Genomic DNA, 15078 nt, shown 5'->3' with positions numbered 1-15078 from the left:
TGGTCTAAATTAGGGTGATAATCAACAATCACAGTTCCAGAATCAAGTTGTTTCGTTGGGTACGGAATCTTACCTGCTTTAAAATGTCTCCATGCTGTTTGGTAAGAAATACCTATTGCCTTTGCGTAGTCCGCAAGTTTCATGTCATGTTTATCTCACATTTTGAGGCTAGATGACTATATTTTACTATATTATGATTAAAATTTTCTCATACCAAAAATACCCCCAGGGGAATTCGAATCCCCGTTACCTCCGTGAAAGGGAGGTGTCCTAGGCCTCTAGACGATGGGGGCATCACTTGCCAGACTTTTATTAAAATAACGAATTTTCGTGCTGATGTCAACACCCTTTCAAAGAAAAAATTCTCTACTCACCAATTTTGCTCTTAAAAAAATGGGGAGGGTTAGAAGCCCCATGATTAATTGTGGGGTCTACACGACTGTCGTAGGAACCCGACGCTCGATGACTCGCTACCGCTCCGCTATCCCCATTTTTTCTTGCATTCGCTCGGTCACCCGGCAATGCCTTCACCAACAGATTTTTCGGGTAAAGTAATTCTTGTGTGCATACAGCTTTTCGTGCGGTTGTCGGGTCATGCGATCACGAAGTGGCGGCTTCCGCATCGCCACCAATTATAAGAAGTCGTACTTTTATCGGTTATGATTTGGTTTTAATTACGATCGTCATTTCCAAAAACTTAGTCATCATGGGTTTATCACAAGCTGAACGCTCCCGTATATTCGCCTTTTTCACTTCTAGACGCACACTGGCTTTATGAGCGATCGCCACTTTTTCATGAATAATTAATAAAGAGCGTATAAACAAATACCATTAATGAAACCATTGGAGAATTTATCAAGTCACAATGGGTATGGTATTGCGCTCGACAAACTTCAGGTTAACTATTCTTTACAAAGATTTTGAAATATATCACTCAAAATCTACAACATGGAAGCATCATTTGAAATCACCCAACAGATGGTGATTGCCGTCTTTGCAGGCATTACCGCTCAAGTGCTGGCTGCATATCTTAAGCTACCCAGCATCGTTTTGTTATTGGTGTTTGGCATTCTCCTTGGTTCGGATGCATTTGGGCTATTGCACCCTCATTTATTGGGCACAGGATTGGAAGTTATTGTCGCCCTCGCAACGGCAATAATTTTGTTTGAAGGTGGACTCAACTTAGATTTGCGAGAGTTGGGCAAAGTTTCCGTTAGTCTGCAATTGCTCGTCACTCTAGGAACGCTCATCACTTTGCTTGGTGGTAGCATGGCAGCTCACTGGTTGGGTGAATTTCCCTGGAATATTGCCTTTCTCTACGCTTCGATAATTGTAGTTACAGGACCAACGGTCGTCGGTCCCCTGCTCAAACAAATCAATGTAGATCGACAAGTCGCAACACTGCTGGAAGGAGAAGGGGTTTTAATCGACCCGGTGGGAGCTATCCTCGCCTTCGTTGTTCTAGATACAATTTTGAACAGCAATGCTGACCCTATCGATGCAATTATCGGTTTGCTGTTGCGTCTGGGGGTCGGTGCAGCGATTGGGGCAGCTGGCGGTTATTTGATGAGTTTGATTTTCAAACGTGCCGATGTTCTCTCATTAGAACTAAAAAATTTGGTGGTGCTAGCGGTGTTGTGGAGTCTGTTTACTTTAGCGCAGATGATCCGCAGTGAGTCCGGAGTAATGACAACCGTAATCGCCGGCGCAGTTTTTGCCAACTCCTCGGTGCCAGAAGAACGTTTGTTACGCCGCTTTAAAGGGCAATTGACGATTCTTAGCGTCTCGGTGCTGTTCATTTTGCTAGCGGCTGATTTATCTATTGCCAGTGTACTGGCGTTGGGTTGGGGCAGTTTATTTACAGTTTTGGTACTGATGTTCATCGTTCGCCCGATTAACATTCTCTGTTGTACCTGGAATAGTGACCTCAACTGGCGGCAAAAATTGTTTTTAAGTTGGGTTGCACCCAGAGGAATTGTTTCTGCTTCTGTGGCTTCTTTATTTGCGATCTCACTCACACAACGCGGTGTTAACGGTGGTGAAGCGATTAAAGCTTTAGTCTTCCTGACAATTCTGATGACAGTATTCTGTCAGGGGCTAACAGCAGGTACGATCGCCAAATGGTTACAAATCACCTCTAAAGAAGCAACCGGGTTGGTAGTTGTTGGCTGTAATCCCCTAAGTCTTTTGATTGCCCGATTCTTTCAAGAACGGGGAGAAGCGGTGGTCATGATTGATACTGACCCCGAATGTTTTGCACAAGCGGAAGCACAAAATCTGCGGTTGATTGCTAGCAGTGCGCTAGATACAGCAGTTTTGGAAGAAGCAGGACTGGCTTCGATGGGAACTTTTTTAGCTATGACTAACAATGGTGAGGTAAATTTTGTTTTAGCTCAACGTGCAGCTGAAGAGTTTAACCCCCCGCGTGTCTTAGCGGTTTTTCCTCGCGATCCGCAAGCATCTACATCCGCAGAGAATAAAGTTGACCAAGCTTTTGTCCCAGACTTAGGAATTAAGACTTGGAATGAGTATCTCAATAGTGGACGAGTGAAGTTAGGGACAACTACCCTTGATGAAGAGGAATTTTCCAACCAACAAAATCGCATTCAAGAAAAAATTCGCACTGGCGATTTGATACCGTTATTGGTAGAACGAGAAAAACGCCTACAGATAATCCCAGCTGCTATTGATTGGCAAGCAGGCGATCGCATTATATATCTATTGCACGACCCCAGATCCAATCTTTTAAAACGCTTATCCGGTGCTACTCAATCCACCCCCCTATCTCTAGAAAAGTTACCAGAAGTCGAACAAGTCCCTGTAGCAAAATTAGCTGAACTTTCCGCTAGTGATTCCCCCAGTGCTTGAAGAGGAGGGGGGCAGGGGAGGCAGGGGGGGCAGGGGAGGCAGGGGGGGCAGGGGAGGCAGGGGAAGAGGAATTTTACCAATGCCCAATGCCCAATGCCCAATGACGGCAGGTGCCTCAACGGAGGGAACCTCCGCACGGCACTGCCTCCCCAATGCCCAATTACCCATTACCAATGACTGGTTGCTGTGGTAAATTACCTAATTCAGAGTTCAGCATTTCTTGATGTGTTTGTTTTTCTTGCCACAATACACCAGCTAAATGCACCACGGCAAGAAGTATCGCAGCAATGGAAACTATGTAACTGTGTATGGCGTAAAGATGCTCAATAGTTACGGTGCTGATAGCTCCACCGCCTGTCAGAATATCTCGTAATTGATGCCCTATGAAAGGAATTGCTTCAATTGTTTGTAGTTCGATGCTAAAACGCCAGTATCCTAGTTGATCCCAGCCTAGGATCATTGCTGTCCAATCCAGACCGATCGCACTCAAGGTAAACAAAATTCCGCTAATCCAAGCTGTCAGCCAACTCTTGCGAAATTGTCTGCTTAAAAACATCACCACAATTTGAATCAAGGCAACTATAATTACTGCGTTACCTGCAATATTATGCGCTTTATGAAATAACCAGCCGTAAGTCACTTGCCCATCAATTATTTTCAATGACTCATAAGCGCCGCCTGCTGCTGGTTGATAATAAAAAGAGAGTAAAATTCCCGTAGTCGCGCTAATCAAGGTCAGAGTCAGAATTACGACCGATAATATCGTCGATATTCGCCGCCCAATTATATCAAATCGGCTGCTTTCCATAGCGATCGCTTTCCTTAGCTTTATATGTATTTTTATTACAGTTTAACTAAGAATTATTAACACTTGATAAGTCTTGAGGCGTAGATGTAAATATTATTTAAGCTAAATTAAGCTAAATATTGCATCCAAGCTTTTAATGGTTCTGGAGAGCCATACCAAATTCCTCGGCTTCTGGGGGAATGGTTGACACCTTCAATCACAATATTTTCGGCTCCTTCTAGATGAGCGGCTTCAATCGGCGTGATACCATCACCCCAAGTATTACCTTTGCCGCAAGTTAATTGGTAGCTACTGTAAGCTAACCAGCTACCTCTTCGTCTTACCCCAAAGATAGTTTTTCCGGCTACACAAACATAACGAACGTTTTTGTAAAATGCTCCTGGGTAGTTATTTTTGACAAAATCCAGATTCCAGCGCGTCCAACGTTCTTGGCTAATATGAGGTGTGCCTAAGGTAATAAGAGTATTAATTAAAGGGTGAGCGCAATAAATAGACGGTTGCACCTCACCACGTCCTAAGTAAGGCTTTTCTCCCAAGTAAATGCGGGATATCCAACCTCCGGCTGAATGACCAATTAAGTTAATTTGAGAAGCGTTACATTGCTGCAATATCTGCTTTACGGTGCGATCGAGTTGCTGCAAAATAGGCGTTACAGGTCTGCCGCCGAGAGTCGGTATCCAGTCGCGCCGCCGCAGTGGTACTGTGAGGGTGGGAAAACCTGACTGTTGCAAAGATTGTTCGAGTTGACGGTAAGCGATCGCACTTTCTAAATATCCTGGCAATATAACTGTCGGTAATGACATTTGATAATTTAGATAAAAGTAAGGATTTTTTGTGTGAAAACTCAAATATCTTACTTATACGTAAGTGATTGAGTAAATTAATACTATTTCTCGCCGAAATTTGGGAATCCAGCCGGAATTATTTCCCATCTAAGAATTGCGCCGACTGCAAACGTTGTCAGTAGTAAAGAAGTGCTATTTCTTCATCCAGGGTAAATCAGGAATGACATAATAGCTATTTGAAAAAACTGTTTAATAATTTGAATAAAAGTAAGGAATAGTGTATAATAGCTGAGAGTTATTATTGTAGCTACGTTGTAAACTGAAAAATAGTTGAGTAGTGAAAAAGCGAATTGACTAGTACTAATAGTATATGTTAGCCGAAAGCGATCGCCAAAACTCAGAGTCAGACTATTTTTTAGCTTGAATTGTCTTGGTGCTTGAAAAAATCAATAATAAAAACTAATAAATTTCCACAGAAAAGTCAAAAAACGCAACTTTGAGCATATTGTCGCGTCGATGCTAAAGATAACCAAAAGCGCAAAAAAAGAAAATATTTCTGTTTTTAGTTTTTGCTCTGTGAAAGTTATTATTTGTAGTGGAACGCATCTATATGCAGTATCTATAAAGAGAAAATTACTTTTTTAACGCAACTGAGCCGAGTGAACGAGAATAGCTATGTCTTACGTCTCCCTGCTGAAAAACATACCAGATATCTTAAGCCAGCCTGCTGGAATTGCAGCCATAGCCTCTGTGGGCATTCATGGTGCGATCGCTTTTATTTTGCCCTTGGTGCCTGTAGACTCTAGCAAATCGACCACACAAGTCTCATCAAACAAACCCGTCGGACTCGTTCAATTAAGCCAAGCCGATCAAAACCGTCTGCCACAAATTCCCGGCACATCTCAGGTTGCCCTAAAGCCGCAAGTTCCCTTACCGAACTTTGCCACCCAGCCAACTAAATTAGCACCTTTGCCCCCAACTTTGTCTAGCTCTAGCCAACCTTTGCCCCCAACTTTGTCTAGTTCCAGCCAAGTCATATTGCCCCCAATCCCGAAAACAGCTAATAATTATCCCATCGCCTCTGTACCTAAAGGTCAGTCGTTGCGGATAATTCCTCAGACAAAAGCAAATTTTCAAATCGACACCTCCGGCTTTAATGCAAGCAAAAGAACCGCGCAATCATTTCCGCGTTTTGACAACAATGACATCAAAATTGCCAGTTCTTCTCAACCGCTGTCAGTAGGCAGGTTGCCACAAGTACAAGCGGATAATAAAATCCCTGAGGGAGTACCTAACACCCCTCCAGTGGTAAGTTCTTCTGATGTGCCGACTACACTGCCTTCTACACCAATACCAGAAGGACAACCGATAGAAACAAGCAGCACTCCACAAACGATGCCGGTGGGAAATGATGTACCGAACACTGCTACTCCAAATCAAGATTTAATAACTCCTGTGGGAGAAACTCCAAAAGTTGGAGATAATTTCACTTTAGCAGCGGCAAACCTACCGCAATGGCAGCAGTCAAGCTCCAGCATACCTGAGTTGCCATTAACTACTCAAAAAGCCTATACGGTATCAGCAGCTACACAAGAGTTAACTAACAAAACTACTACCTTTGCAGAACAGTTTGTTAAAGTCAAACAGCAATACCCGAACATAGAAACAAAACAACCGATTTCCTTAGCGATTGATAAAGCAGGGCTGGATCGTCGAGTTGAGGTAGGTTTGGTAGTTAATGCAGATGGCAAAAAAGTAGAATCTGTAGAATTTTTGGATAACTCAGTTTCATCTGAAAGCAGAACAGTTATTAGAGAATATTTGCGGGACTATTTCCAAAAAAATCCGGCACAGGCTAATGGCAAGCCCAAGTATTACACATTTAGCGTGTCCCCTAATTTGTCGCCCAAAAATGATGTCGGTAATAGTTCTCAAACGACTCCACTTTTGCCCGCATCCCCAGTAAATCAAACATCATCAAAAGTACCCCAAGCAACTGAAAAACCACTTTCGGGATTAAGAATTACCAGCAAACAGCCTTTGACTATACCCCAAGCACCCGAAAAACCATTACCAGAATTGCCAGTTGGGGGTAAACAGCCTTTGCTGCTACCGCAAGTCAACAAACCACAATCATCAGCACAAGTCAGAAAAAATCAGACTTTGCCTGTATTGGAACCGAATCGACAGCAGCTGTCAGAGGTGCAAGCTAGCGTCCAACCTTCACCTATAGCGCAAGTCAATAAACAACAATTATTAGGGTTGCGAATTAGGAATAATCAAGCTTTGCCCACCAGCACACCCGAAGCAACTGCGAAACCATCATTTGCTCCCGAAATCAGCAGCAATCAGACTTCGCCGACTGCTAAACCGAGTGAAAAACTCTTACAGCAGTTGCGCGAATTGAGGGAAAAAAGAGAAACCTCTAATCAAGAAAAATAAAATTTGCTGATTTGAGATTAGGGATTGGGGATTAGGAATAACCTTCACACCCCAGTCCTTATTCTGTAATCTACCAGCCAAGTTCTGCTTGTTGAGAAACGTAAGTGGCTAGTTCCATAATCTCTTGAGGAGTTAACTTATCCTTAAAAGCAGGCATGGCATTTTTACCATTTTGAACTTGGTGAGTAATTGCGGCAATAGAGTCAAAATCATAATTTTCCAGGTACTTTGACAAAGCTTCCTTTTTCAAAGTTTTCTGCTCGATGAGAATGTTACCACCACCGATGTGACAAGAGGCGCAGTTAGCATTGAAAATTTTGGCACCGTTGGATGTATCGACAGCTAATGCTGGATAAATGAATGTAAATTCGAGAGCGATCGCTAATAGCAAAATTAATAAAAATATTCTCAAGTAATTCTCCTTGCAAACAGGGAAAGGTGCAACTTAAAAAACCGTTTTTTTGCATACCCTACAGGCTATAAGCCTGTGTCTATACGAACAAAGCCCGCCTTGGCGGGCTAGAATATCATAGCCCGCCAAGGCGGGCGAGCGTTTGTATAACGATACCCTAGAAGGGCGTTGACTTAACAATACTATATATAATTTACGGTTCCGAAGCTTATCCCCGATTAGCGCTACGTAGCGTTTAGCATCTGGTGATGAGGATAGGACTCGGAACCGTTTGATATGCATCGTCTTAGCCTGACAAAATGTAGCCTAAGGATACATAATGAGAACTTTGCCCAGGAGCAAGAAAAATCATCTTGCGCCCACAGCATTATTCTTAGCCTTCAACAGTGAGTTTACCAATCATGCCTGCGCCACGGTGAGGTTCGCAGTAGAATGTGTAATCACCAGCAGGAGCGTCTGCGGGGATGGTGGTTGTTGACTTTTGACCAGGACTCATCAGCAGTTTCTTGTGAGACAGTCCTTTAGCTAGAGTAGCGCTTTTAGCGGGGTTTTTAGCAGGATCAAAGACAACATTATGGGGAGGCATCTTGTTGTTCACCCATTCAATTGTGTCACCTGGTTTAACACTCAACTTTTTCGGTTCAAACGCCAGCATTCCTTTATCACTGCCTAGTTTAACCTTGTAGGTTTCAGCCGCAGCGCTGGGAGCGAAAACAGCAAAGCTGCTCACTACTAAACAAATTGTTAAAACAGCTAAACCCAAGCGTCGCAAACTAGCTGCAATCGATTTCATGACTCTCTCCTAACAAACACTTTTATCTTGCCTTTCTCATTTTAGATATAAATCAACGCTAAATATGACAATCTGTCATAGATGAAATTTTTTTTTCAATTTTGAGCAATACTACTGGTGTAAAAGCCGAATGATGCCCCCAAACCTAGATATAGGTTTAGTTGGCAAAAACTTCTGTACCCCAACCTGGAGCTTTTTTTGCGGCTGTCAAAACGAAAGCAGCTAAATTTTCTACCTGCTGTTGTGATAGCACGCTAGGAGCTAGCTGACGACACCAATAAGTTTCTTCACTACCGTCGTAGGTCATCGGTTGTCTCATAAAGGCAACCAGACCGTTAATATTATCACGCGGCGGAGTAGCTTGTTTAAGTTTTGTCAGAGACAGAGACACTTCCGGGTCTGGTAAAGTTGCACCACCAACGTGGCAATTTATACAATTGCTTGCAAACAGTTGTTTGCCATGTGATAGTTGTTGTGGTGAAAACTCTTTTGTATTGCCTTGCCCATCTAAGTCAACGGTAATTTGCTCAGTGATATGCAAATAACGGGCTATGTAAGGGTCAATATTAGCAGCTTGGGCGGGTAAACTACGGCTGAAAATCAACAGTATAATTACCACAATCAATGATATATAACGAACTAAAAGCCGAGAAAGCATTCTTCTGTTTAAGACTGTAGTGTTAGCGTTCTCATTATTAAGTCTAGGGATTAGGGATGAGGAATTAATAAGAAATATGAAGTAAGAAAAATTTCCGCCTTCATCTTTTAAATTGCCCCAGTCCCTCAACCCTAGACTTAACAACTTATAGTTAAAGCGATCGCTATTTACAAACGTCGATCGCCCAAAACCGATAACGAGCGCAGTCGCGTGAAGAGTTTAGTAATAGATTTTACCGCCACCCCACTGCTTGCCAACAACTTTAGGTTGCAGGAGAATGTGACCGGCGATCGCCTTTAAATCCTCGTCAGTCAAATTTCTCATTTGTGTGAAAATATCTGCGCTCTTGGTGCTGGGGTGTATTTCCGAAATATCCTCCTCACCGTCGTAAGTGGTGGGATTTTTCATGTAGTCTACCAAACCTTCAATGTTATTACGGTTTGGTGTAGCTAATGCTAGAGCTTCCGGTTCCAGTCCCACGTTTTGGTTAGTCTTGGTAACACCACCCACATGACATTGGGCACAAGCGTAGTTAAATAAACGTTTGCCTTCTTTAACTTCTTTCAAGCTGAGGACAGTGGTGTCACCGCTGTCATTTAATGTTATGGTCCGCGTTTGTGCGCTTAGTTCCACCGCTGTTGCGCTACCGACAACAAACTGAAACGTCAGTAAAACAGTAGCCAAAATAATGCCAATTAATCTTTTTAACATGTTTCCCCTTAAATGTTTTGACGCTCAACACAGCACTTGACAGCGATACTCAATCTCAAAAATGCTAATCGCCAATAGCTAATTGCGAGCTTGCTTTTAGCCACTACCAGTTTGTCGCATTTTGACAGCACCTTTTCACAGAGCAACGCTCTCCAGGAGTTGCTATCTAACGAATCGCACGATTAAGTTGCTGTTATACCAATATCACGTTCGGAGTCCAATTTGTTCCCCAAAATACTGAGTGGGGATCGGGAGTGGGGAATGGGAGAGGGGGAGAGGGGGGGATGGGGAGAGGGGGGGATGGGGAGATGAGGAAGATGAGGGAGATGGAGAGACAAACTCCCCCTGCCCCCTGCCCCCTGCCCCCTGCCCTTGTCTCCCTTGTCCCCCTTGTCTCCTTGTCCCCTTGTCCCCTTGTCTCCCCCTCTCCCTATCCCTTGCCACCTGTAAAGGTGACGCCTTGAATGAAATACCTGTTGAAAAAGGCATAAATACTTAAAGCTGGCAGGGTGAAGACCATAGAGGCTGCCATAATGTAGTTCCAATAGCTGATATATTGCCCTTTAAAGGTGTTCAGTCCTAAGGGTAGGGTAAACATTTCTGGGTCAAACAAAATCACTACAGGCAACAAGAAATTATTCCAACTACCCATGAAGACAAAAACTGCTTGTGCTGCGAGTGCGGGTTTTGCTAAAGGCAGAACTATATAACGGAAAATTCCAAACGGTGTTAAACCATCTAGTTGAGCTGCTTCTTCTAATTCTCTGGGAAAATTAATGAAAAACTGCCGCATCATGAAGATGAAGGTAGCATTGACTATGCTGGGGACAATCATGCCTTGGTAAGAATTCAGCCAACCGATCGCTTTTAATATCAAAAATGTGGGAATCAGCGTGACTTGTGCCGGTACTGCTAGCACTGCCAAAATCAAAATAAACCAGAAGCGCTTTCCCTTAAAGCGTAACCGCGCTAAAGCATAACCTGCCATCGAGTTAAACAGTAAGTTTAAAATCGTCACGCACACGGCAATAAACACACTATTAAATAGCCAGCGGAAAAATAACGGTTCTTGAAGAAAGATTTGTTTGTAGTTGTCAAGAGTGAAATTGTGTGGTAATAAATTAGATTCACCGCTGACGATTTCTGATAGGGGCTTGAATGAAGCAGAAAGCGCCCACACAAAAGGAATCAGGGTGATGACAGCATATAGCGTCAGCACGAGGTATAGCAGTCCTTTTAACCAAGGAGTGCGAGAAATACTAGTCAAATTTTTTCACCTCCAAAGAAGCGGCGTTGAATTAAAGTAGTGGTGATGATGACAGCTGCTAACAAAAAGGCGATCGCTGCTGCATATCCCATCTGCAAGTTGCGAAAAACAGCTTGGTATATCAATAAAACTATCGTCAGAGTGGCGTTATTTGGTCCACCATTGCCATTAGAGAAGATATAAGATTGGTCAAACAGTTGAAATGTGCCAATCACCCCTACAGCCATGACAAAAAAGGTTACAGGCTTAAGCAAGGGAACAGTAATCCGGATAAACTTCTGCCATTTATTCGCTCCATCTAACTCTGCGGCTTCGTAAAGAGTTTGCGGTATATCTTGCAACGCTGCCAGGTAGATTACCATGTAAAACGGCGCAGTTGACCAAATATTCATCAGCATAATACCTTTGAGCGCCACTGCTGGATCGCCCAACCAGTTATAAGTTGGCAGTCCCACAAAAGCAAGAAAGTCATTCAGTAACCCATCGGTGTTATAAATCCACATGAAGATGAGCGTCAAAACCGCTGAAGAGGTGACTGTTGGCAAAAAATAAAGAATTCGCCACCAGTTTTTGCCGCGAATGCCAGAATTAAGTGTTACTGCCAGAATTAAAGCGAGAATTGTTTGAGTTGGCACTACAATAACTACATATTGCACTGTGTTCCCAAGAGCAATCCACACCCTTTCATCTTCAACGAGTCGCGAGAAGTTGCGAAAACCGATGAACTGATACTTTATCCCCCCTAACAGTTGGACTTTGTGTAGAGAAAGAAACACAGCGTAGAGGATGGGTAAGACAACAAAAGTCCCCATCACCAGAATGGTTGGCGTGATAAACAGGTATCCGGCAAGGTTTTCTGTAATGTTTAACCTGGGTTGCCTTTGTCGTCTTTGGATTTCCAACACAAATCTAACCTCCGCCTAATCTTGCATCAAAGAAGATTATTTATCGTACTCCTGCGCGGACGTAGTACGCACTTTAGTGCGTTGATATAAGCGCTGAAACGCTTACTACTTGGCATAAACGAATCTTTTTTATGCTTTTGAGCTTCAGAAGGTGAAAGTTCGTGTTCGGAACTCGAAACTTGAGCTTCAGAAGGTGAAACTTGATGTTCAGAACTCGAAACTTGAGCTTCGGAACTCGAAACTTGAGCTTCGGAACATGAAACTTCGAGTTCGGAACATGAAACTTCGTGTTCGGAACTCGAAACTTCGTGTTCGGAACTCGAAACTTGATGTTCCAAACTCGAAACTTGATGCTTTTGGGTGGAAGCGTCAAGTTTAAAACACAAATCTTCTTACTGCAAATGAAATCTATCGTGCTGGCATTCTTTTAAATCAAATTTGAACTGCTTATATATCAACTTAGTTTTTCAAGTAAGAGCCAGATTTGACAAAAATAACAGTCAAATAAATATCAACTTAATCGAAAGATTATTCATTGCGATCGCCTATGAAAACCTTATAGGCTTTTGGCGAAAGCGTAGAGAAACTCTACTCTATTTTTCTACCACTCACACCCAGGTGCCATAATGCGTTTTTCTTTATTTTCTTTCTTAGCAATACCTTTTACATTTCTAACTGTTGGTTTTGCTCTTGTTTCGGAAATTAAACCAGTAAAAGCTGCATCATTTAGTGTGGTTGCCAACGGTCTTGACAATGTACGCGGTCTTAGTTTCGGTCCTGATGGTAGTCTCTACGTCACAGAAGCGGGTGTAGGGGGAGATCAGTTTTGCAGTGGATCATTTACTTTGCAAACCGAGCAAGCTTGTGTTGGTGCAAGTGGTGCTGTAACGAGAATTAAGGACGGTAAGCAAGAACGTGTTATTACAAATTTGCCGTCTTGGGCATTATCATCTACTGGGGGTCAGGGAATTGGCGCTAATGACATCGAATTTGATGCAGCTGGAAATCCTTATCTTCTAATTGGTCTTTCTGGTGATCCAAATTCCAACAATACACCCTTAAATTCTCCGAATTTTGGAGAGCTATATAAAGTTGACTTTAACAGTGGTGCTTTGACAAGTATTGCCGATATTTCCAGCTATGAATTCGCCAAAGATCCCACTGTGCTTTTACCTAATGGCTATATAGGTAGCAATCCTTACTCTTTTACAATTGAGGGTGATACAGCTTATATTGCAAATGCAAATAGGAACGAAGTTTTAAGTGTAAAACTTGATGGCAGTAATTTAAAGACGCTTGTTGAGTTTCCCGATCAAACCCTAACTACTCCCACGCAGGAGATTAAATATCAAGCAGTACCCACAGGTGTGGCAATTGGTCCGGATAAAGCTTTATATATCAGCCAATTAACAGGTGTTCCCATCCCAGAAGGTAAAGCAAATATCTATCGTCTGGGAGAAGATGGTAAAGCAACAGTCTACGCTGATGGGTTTACGCAACTTACTGACTTGACTTTCGATAGTAAAGGCAATTTGTATGCCTTACAATTTGCCAATCAAGCATTTTATAAAGGAAATCTCGATGGTTCGCTGATTCAAATAGCCCCCGATGGGACTCGGACAACGCTACTTAGTGGTGATGGATTAGAATCAGCTACTGCTTTAACTATAGGTCCCGATGGTGCGATTTATGTTTCCACTAAAGGCGATCGCGCTGGTGTTGGGCAAGTCTTGCGAGTTGACAATAGCGCAAAAGTCCCCGAACCAAGTTCTGCGTTAGCAGTAATCGCGCTTGGTGTAGGGGTTGGTTCATTCTGCAAGCGCAAACGCTGCGGCTGATATGCGGACAATGCCTATTCTACACAAATAGATAACTTCAGTTTTTCACAAGCTTGAGGCATTGACAAAAGTCAAAGAAATATCAGGTACATCAAAAGATTGTTCCGCAGCGATCGCCTGTCAATATCTTATAAGCTCTTGACGAAAACGTAGAGAAACTCTACTTTATTTTCCTACTGTTTACACCCTGGTGTCATAATGCGTTTATCTTTACTCTCTTTCTTAGCAATCCCCTTTACATTTATCACTTTTTGTGTAGCAGGTGTTTCGGAAATTAAACCAGTAAAAGCAGCATCATTTAGTGTAGTTGCTGAAGGTCTTGATAATGTACGCGGTCTTAGTTTCGGTCCTGACGGTAGTCTATATATTACAGAAGCTGGTGTGGGGGGAAACCAGCTATGCACTCCATCATTGAAAGAGTCGGTGCCAAACCAGTTTGACTGTATTGGTACAAGTGGTGCTATTACGAGAATTAAGGACGGTAAGCAAGAGCGTGTTCTCACAGGTTTACCATCTCAAGCATTATCACCCATCGGTGCTCAGGGGGTTGGTGCTAGCGATATCCAATTTGATCGTTCTGGAAACCCTTATCTTCTGATTGGTTTTGCTAGTAATGTAAATTACAACAATACACCCTTAAATTCCCCAAACTGGGGACAACTTTATAAAGTAGACTTTAACACGGGTACGTTGACAAGTATTGCTGATATTTCCAGCTATAAACTCGTTACTAATCCCAATGGGATTTTCCCTAATGGTGACTTAGCTAGTAACCCTTATACTTTTACAATTCAAGGTGATACTGCTTATATTGCGGATGCGGCTGGGGACGACGTATTGAGTGTAAAACTTGATGGCAGTAATTTGACGACGGTAACTACGCTGCCTGGGCAAACCATAACGAATCCCATCTTACCAAGTCCTGAAGCGTCACCCGCTCCGATACCACAGGAGATTCAAGTTGCATCAGTGCCTACAGGTGTTGCAATTGGTCCAGATCAAGCTTTATATGTCAGCCAATTAACAGGTTTTCCTTCGCCAGAAGGTAAAGCAAGTATCTTTCGTATTGAACCTGATGGTAAAGCAACAGTCTACGCTGATGGGTTTACACAGCTGACTGACTTAAGTTTCGATAGTAAAGGCAATTTGTATGCCTTACAATTTGCCAATCAGCCATTTTATAATAAGGGGAATTTCGATGGTTCATTGATTCAAATAGCCCCCGATGGGACTCGGACAACGCTACTTAGCGGTAATGGATTAGAATCAGCTACTGCTTTAACTATAGGTCCCGATGGTGCGATTTATGTTTCCACTAAAGGCGATCGCGCTGGTGTTGGTCAAGTCTTGCGAGTTGACAATAGCGCAAAAGTCCCCGAACCAAGTTCTGCAATAGCGGTAATAGCGCTTGGTGTCGGAGTTGGTTCATTTTTGAAGCGCAAACGCTGCGGCTGATATGCGGACAATGCCTATTCTACACAAATATAGCGGTTATTGGTTGAGTCCAATACACTTTGTAGGGGCACGGCAATGCCGTGCCCCTACACGCGACGATAGAACTTTGTATTGCATCCAACTAAGAACGGCTATA

Annotated in this window: 16 protein-coding genes and 1 tRNA gene; 6 read left to right on the top strand and 11 right to left on the bottom strand. The window is 42.9% G+C overall.

All coding sequences use genetic code 11. The features are described from left to right. Positions 1–220: 220 nt before the first annotated feature. Positions 221–293 (bottom strand) — tRNA-Glu (locus tag AABK37_RS35510). 269 nt (positions 294–562) lie between these two features. Between AABK37_RS35510 and AABK37_RS35505 the strand changes: the two genes are divergently transcribed. From AABK37_RS35505 to AABK37_RS35495, 3 genes are all read left to right on the top strand, one after another. Then, entirely contained in the window at positions 563–778 is a 216-nt protein-coding gene (locus AABK37_RS35505; RefSeq protein ID WP_432556161.1) for a hypothetical protein, read from the top strand. Positions 779–948: 170 nt separating this feature from the next. Continuing rightward, positions 949–2868, top strand: coding sequence for a cation:proton antiporter (locus AABK37_RS35500; protein WP_432556160.1), 1920 nt, complete (start codon positions 949–951; stop codon positions 2866–2868). Next, on the top strand, positions 2861–3061 hold the full coding sequence (locus AABK37_RS35495; RefSeq protein WP_432556159.1) for a hypothetical protein: 201 nt from the start codon (positions 2861–2863) through the stop codon (positions 3059–3061). Before AABK37_RS35500 ends, AABK37_RS35495 begins: the two co-directional genes overlap by 8 nt. Here AABK37_RS35495 and AABK37_RS35490 read toward each other — a convergent pair. Both AABK37_RS35490 and AABK37_RS35485 read right to left on the bottom strand, forming a co-directional pair. After that, entirely contained in the window at positions 3029–3676 is a 648-nt protein-coding gene (locus AABK37_RS35490; RefSeq protein ID WP_432556158.1) for a cytochrome b N-terminal domain-containing protein, read from the bottom strand. The two genes, AABK37_RS35495 and AABK37_RS35490, sit on opposite strands and share 33 nt — an antisense overlap. 107 nt (positions 3677–3783) lie before the next feature. Then, positions 3784–4479 carry an esterase/lipase family protein gene (locus tag AABK37_RS35485; protein ID WP_432556157.1) on the bottom strand — a complete coding sequence of 232 codons (696 nt, stop codon included), beginning with the start codon at positions 4477–4479 and terminating at the stop codon, positions 3784–3786. 657 nt (positions 4480–5136) lie between these two features. Between AABK37_RS35485 and AABK37_RS35480 the strand changes: the two genes are divergently transcribed. Then, complete coding sequence (locus tag AABK37_RS35480) at positions 5137–6903, top strand: hypothetical protein (RefSeq protein WP_432556156.1); 1767 nt, start codon at positions 5137–5139, stop codon at positions 6901–6903. Between the two features lie 70 nt (positions 6904–6973). Here AABK37_RS35480 and petJ read toward each other — a convergent pair whose 3' ends face one another. From petJ to AABK37_RS35440, 8 genes are all read right to left on the bottom strand, one after another. After that, the gene (petJ, locus tag AABK37_RS35475) at positions 6974–7315 is read right to left on the bottom strand and encodes a cytochrome c6 PetJ (RefSeq protein WP_432556155.1); all 342 of its coding nucleotides are present in this window, start codon (positions 7313–7315) and stop codon (positions 6974–6976) included. A 373-nt stretch (positions 7316–7688) separates the two neighbouring features. After that, positions 7689–8108 (bottom strand): plastocyanin, encoded by a 420-nt coding sequence (petE, locus tag AABK37_RS35470; RefSeq protein ID WP_432556154.1) that lies wholly within the window; start codon positions 8106–8108, stop codon positions 7689–7691. A gap of 157 nt (positions 8109–8265) precedes the next feature. Next, positions 8266–8766 carry a photosystem II cytochrome PsbV2 gene (gene psbV2, locus AABK37_RS35465; protein WP_432556153.1) on the bottom strand — a complete coding sequence of 167 codons (501 nt, stop codon included), beginning with the start codon at positions 8764–8766 and terminating at the stop codon, positions 8266–8268. Between the two features lie 219 nt (positions 8767–8985). Further along, on the bottom strand, positions 8986–9477 hold the full coding sequence (gene psbV, locus AABK37_RS35460) for a photosystem II cytochrome c-550 (protein ID WP_432556152.1): 492 nt from the start codon (positions 9475–9477) through the stop codon (positions 8986–8988). 204 nt (positions 9478–9681) lie between these two features. Next, the gene (locus tag AABK37_RS35455) at positions 9682–9921 is read right to left on the bottom strand and encodes a hypothetical protein (protein ID WP_432556151.1); all 240 of its coding nucleotides are present in this window, start codon (positions 9919–9921) and stop codon (positions 9682–9684) included. Further along, positions 9908–10744 carry a carbohydrate ABC transporter permease gene (locus AABK37_RS35450; RefSeq protein ID WP_432556150.1) on the bottom strand — a complete coding sequence of 279 codons (837 nt, stop codon included), beginning with the start codon at positions 10742–10744 and terminating at the stop codon, positions 9908–9910. Before AABK37_RS35450 ends, AABK37_RS35455 begins: the two co-directional genes overlap by 14 nt. Beyond that, positions 10741–11649: a carbohydrate ABC transporter permease gene (locus tag AABK37_RS35445; RefSeq protein ID WP_432556149.1), complete on the bottom strand. Its 909-nt coding sequence runs from the start codon at positions 11647–11649 to the stop codon at positions 10741–10743. The genes AABK37_RS35450 and AABK37_RS35445 overlap by 4 nt, the downstream gene beginning before the upstream one ends. 26 nt (positions 11650–11675) lie before the next feature. Further along, the gene (locus tag AABK37_RS35440; RefSeq protein ID WP_432556148.1) at positions 11676–12035 is read right to left on the bottom strand and encodes a hypothetical protein; all 360 of its coding nucleotides are present in this window, start codon (positions 12033–12035) and stop codon (positions 11676–11678) included. A 240-nt stretch (positions 12036–12275) separates the two neighbouring features. On the opposite strand from AABK37_RS35440, the gene AABK37_RS35435 reads away from it, so the two are divergent. Together AABK37_RS35435 and AABK37_RS35430 are read left to right on the top strand one after the other, a co-directional pair. Then, entirely contained in the window at positions 12276–13487 is a 1212-nt protein-coding gene (locus AABK37_RS35435; protein ID WP_432556147.1) for a ScyD/ScyE family protein, read from the top strand. Positions 13488–13685: 198 nt separating this feature from the next. Continuing rightward, complete coding sequence (locus AABK37_RS35430) at positions 13686–14942, top strand: ScyD/ScyE family protein (RefSeq protein ID WP_432556146.1); 1257 nt, start codon at positions 13686–13688, stop codon at positions 14940–14942. The last annotated feature ends 136 nt before the right edge of the window (positions 14943–15078 follow it).

It is taken from the genome of Tolypothrix sp. VBCCA 56010, from assembly GCF_050875635.1.
In the GTDB taxonomy this organism is placed as follows: domain Bacteria; phylum Cyanobacteriota; class Cyanobacteriia; order Cyanobacteriales; family Nostocaceae; genus Hassallia.
The sequence above is the reverse complement of the archived record's forward strand: the minus strand, read 5'-3'. Positions and strand labels throughout refer to the sequence as shown.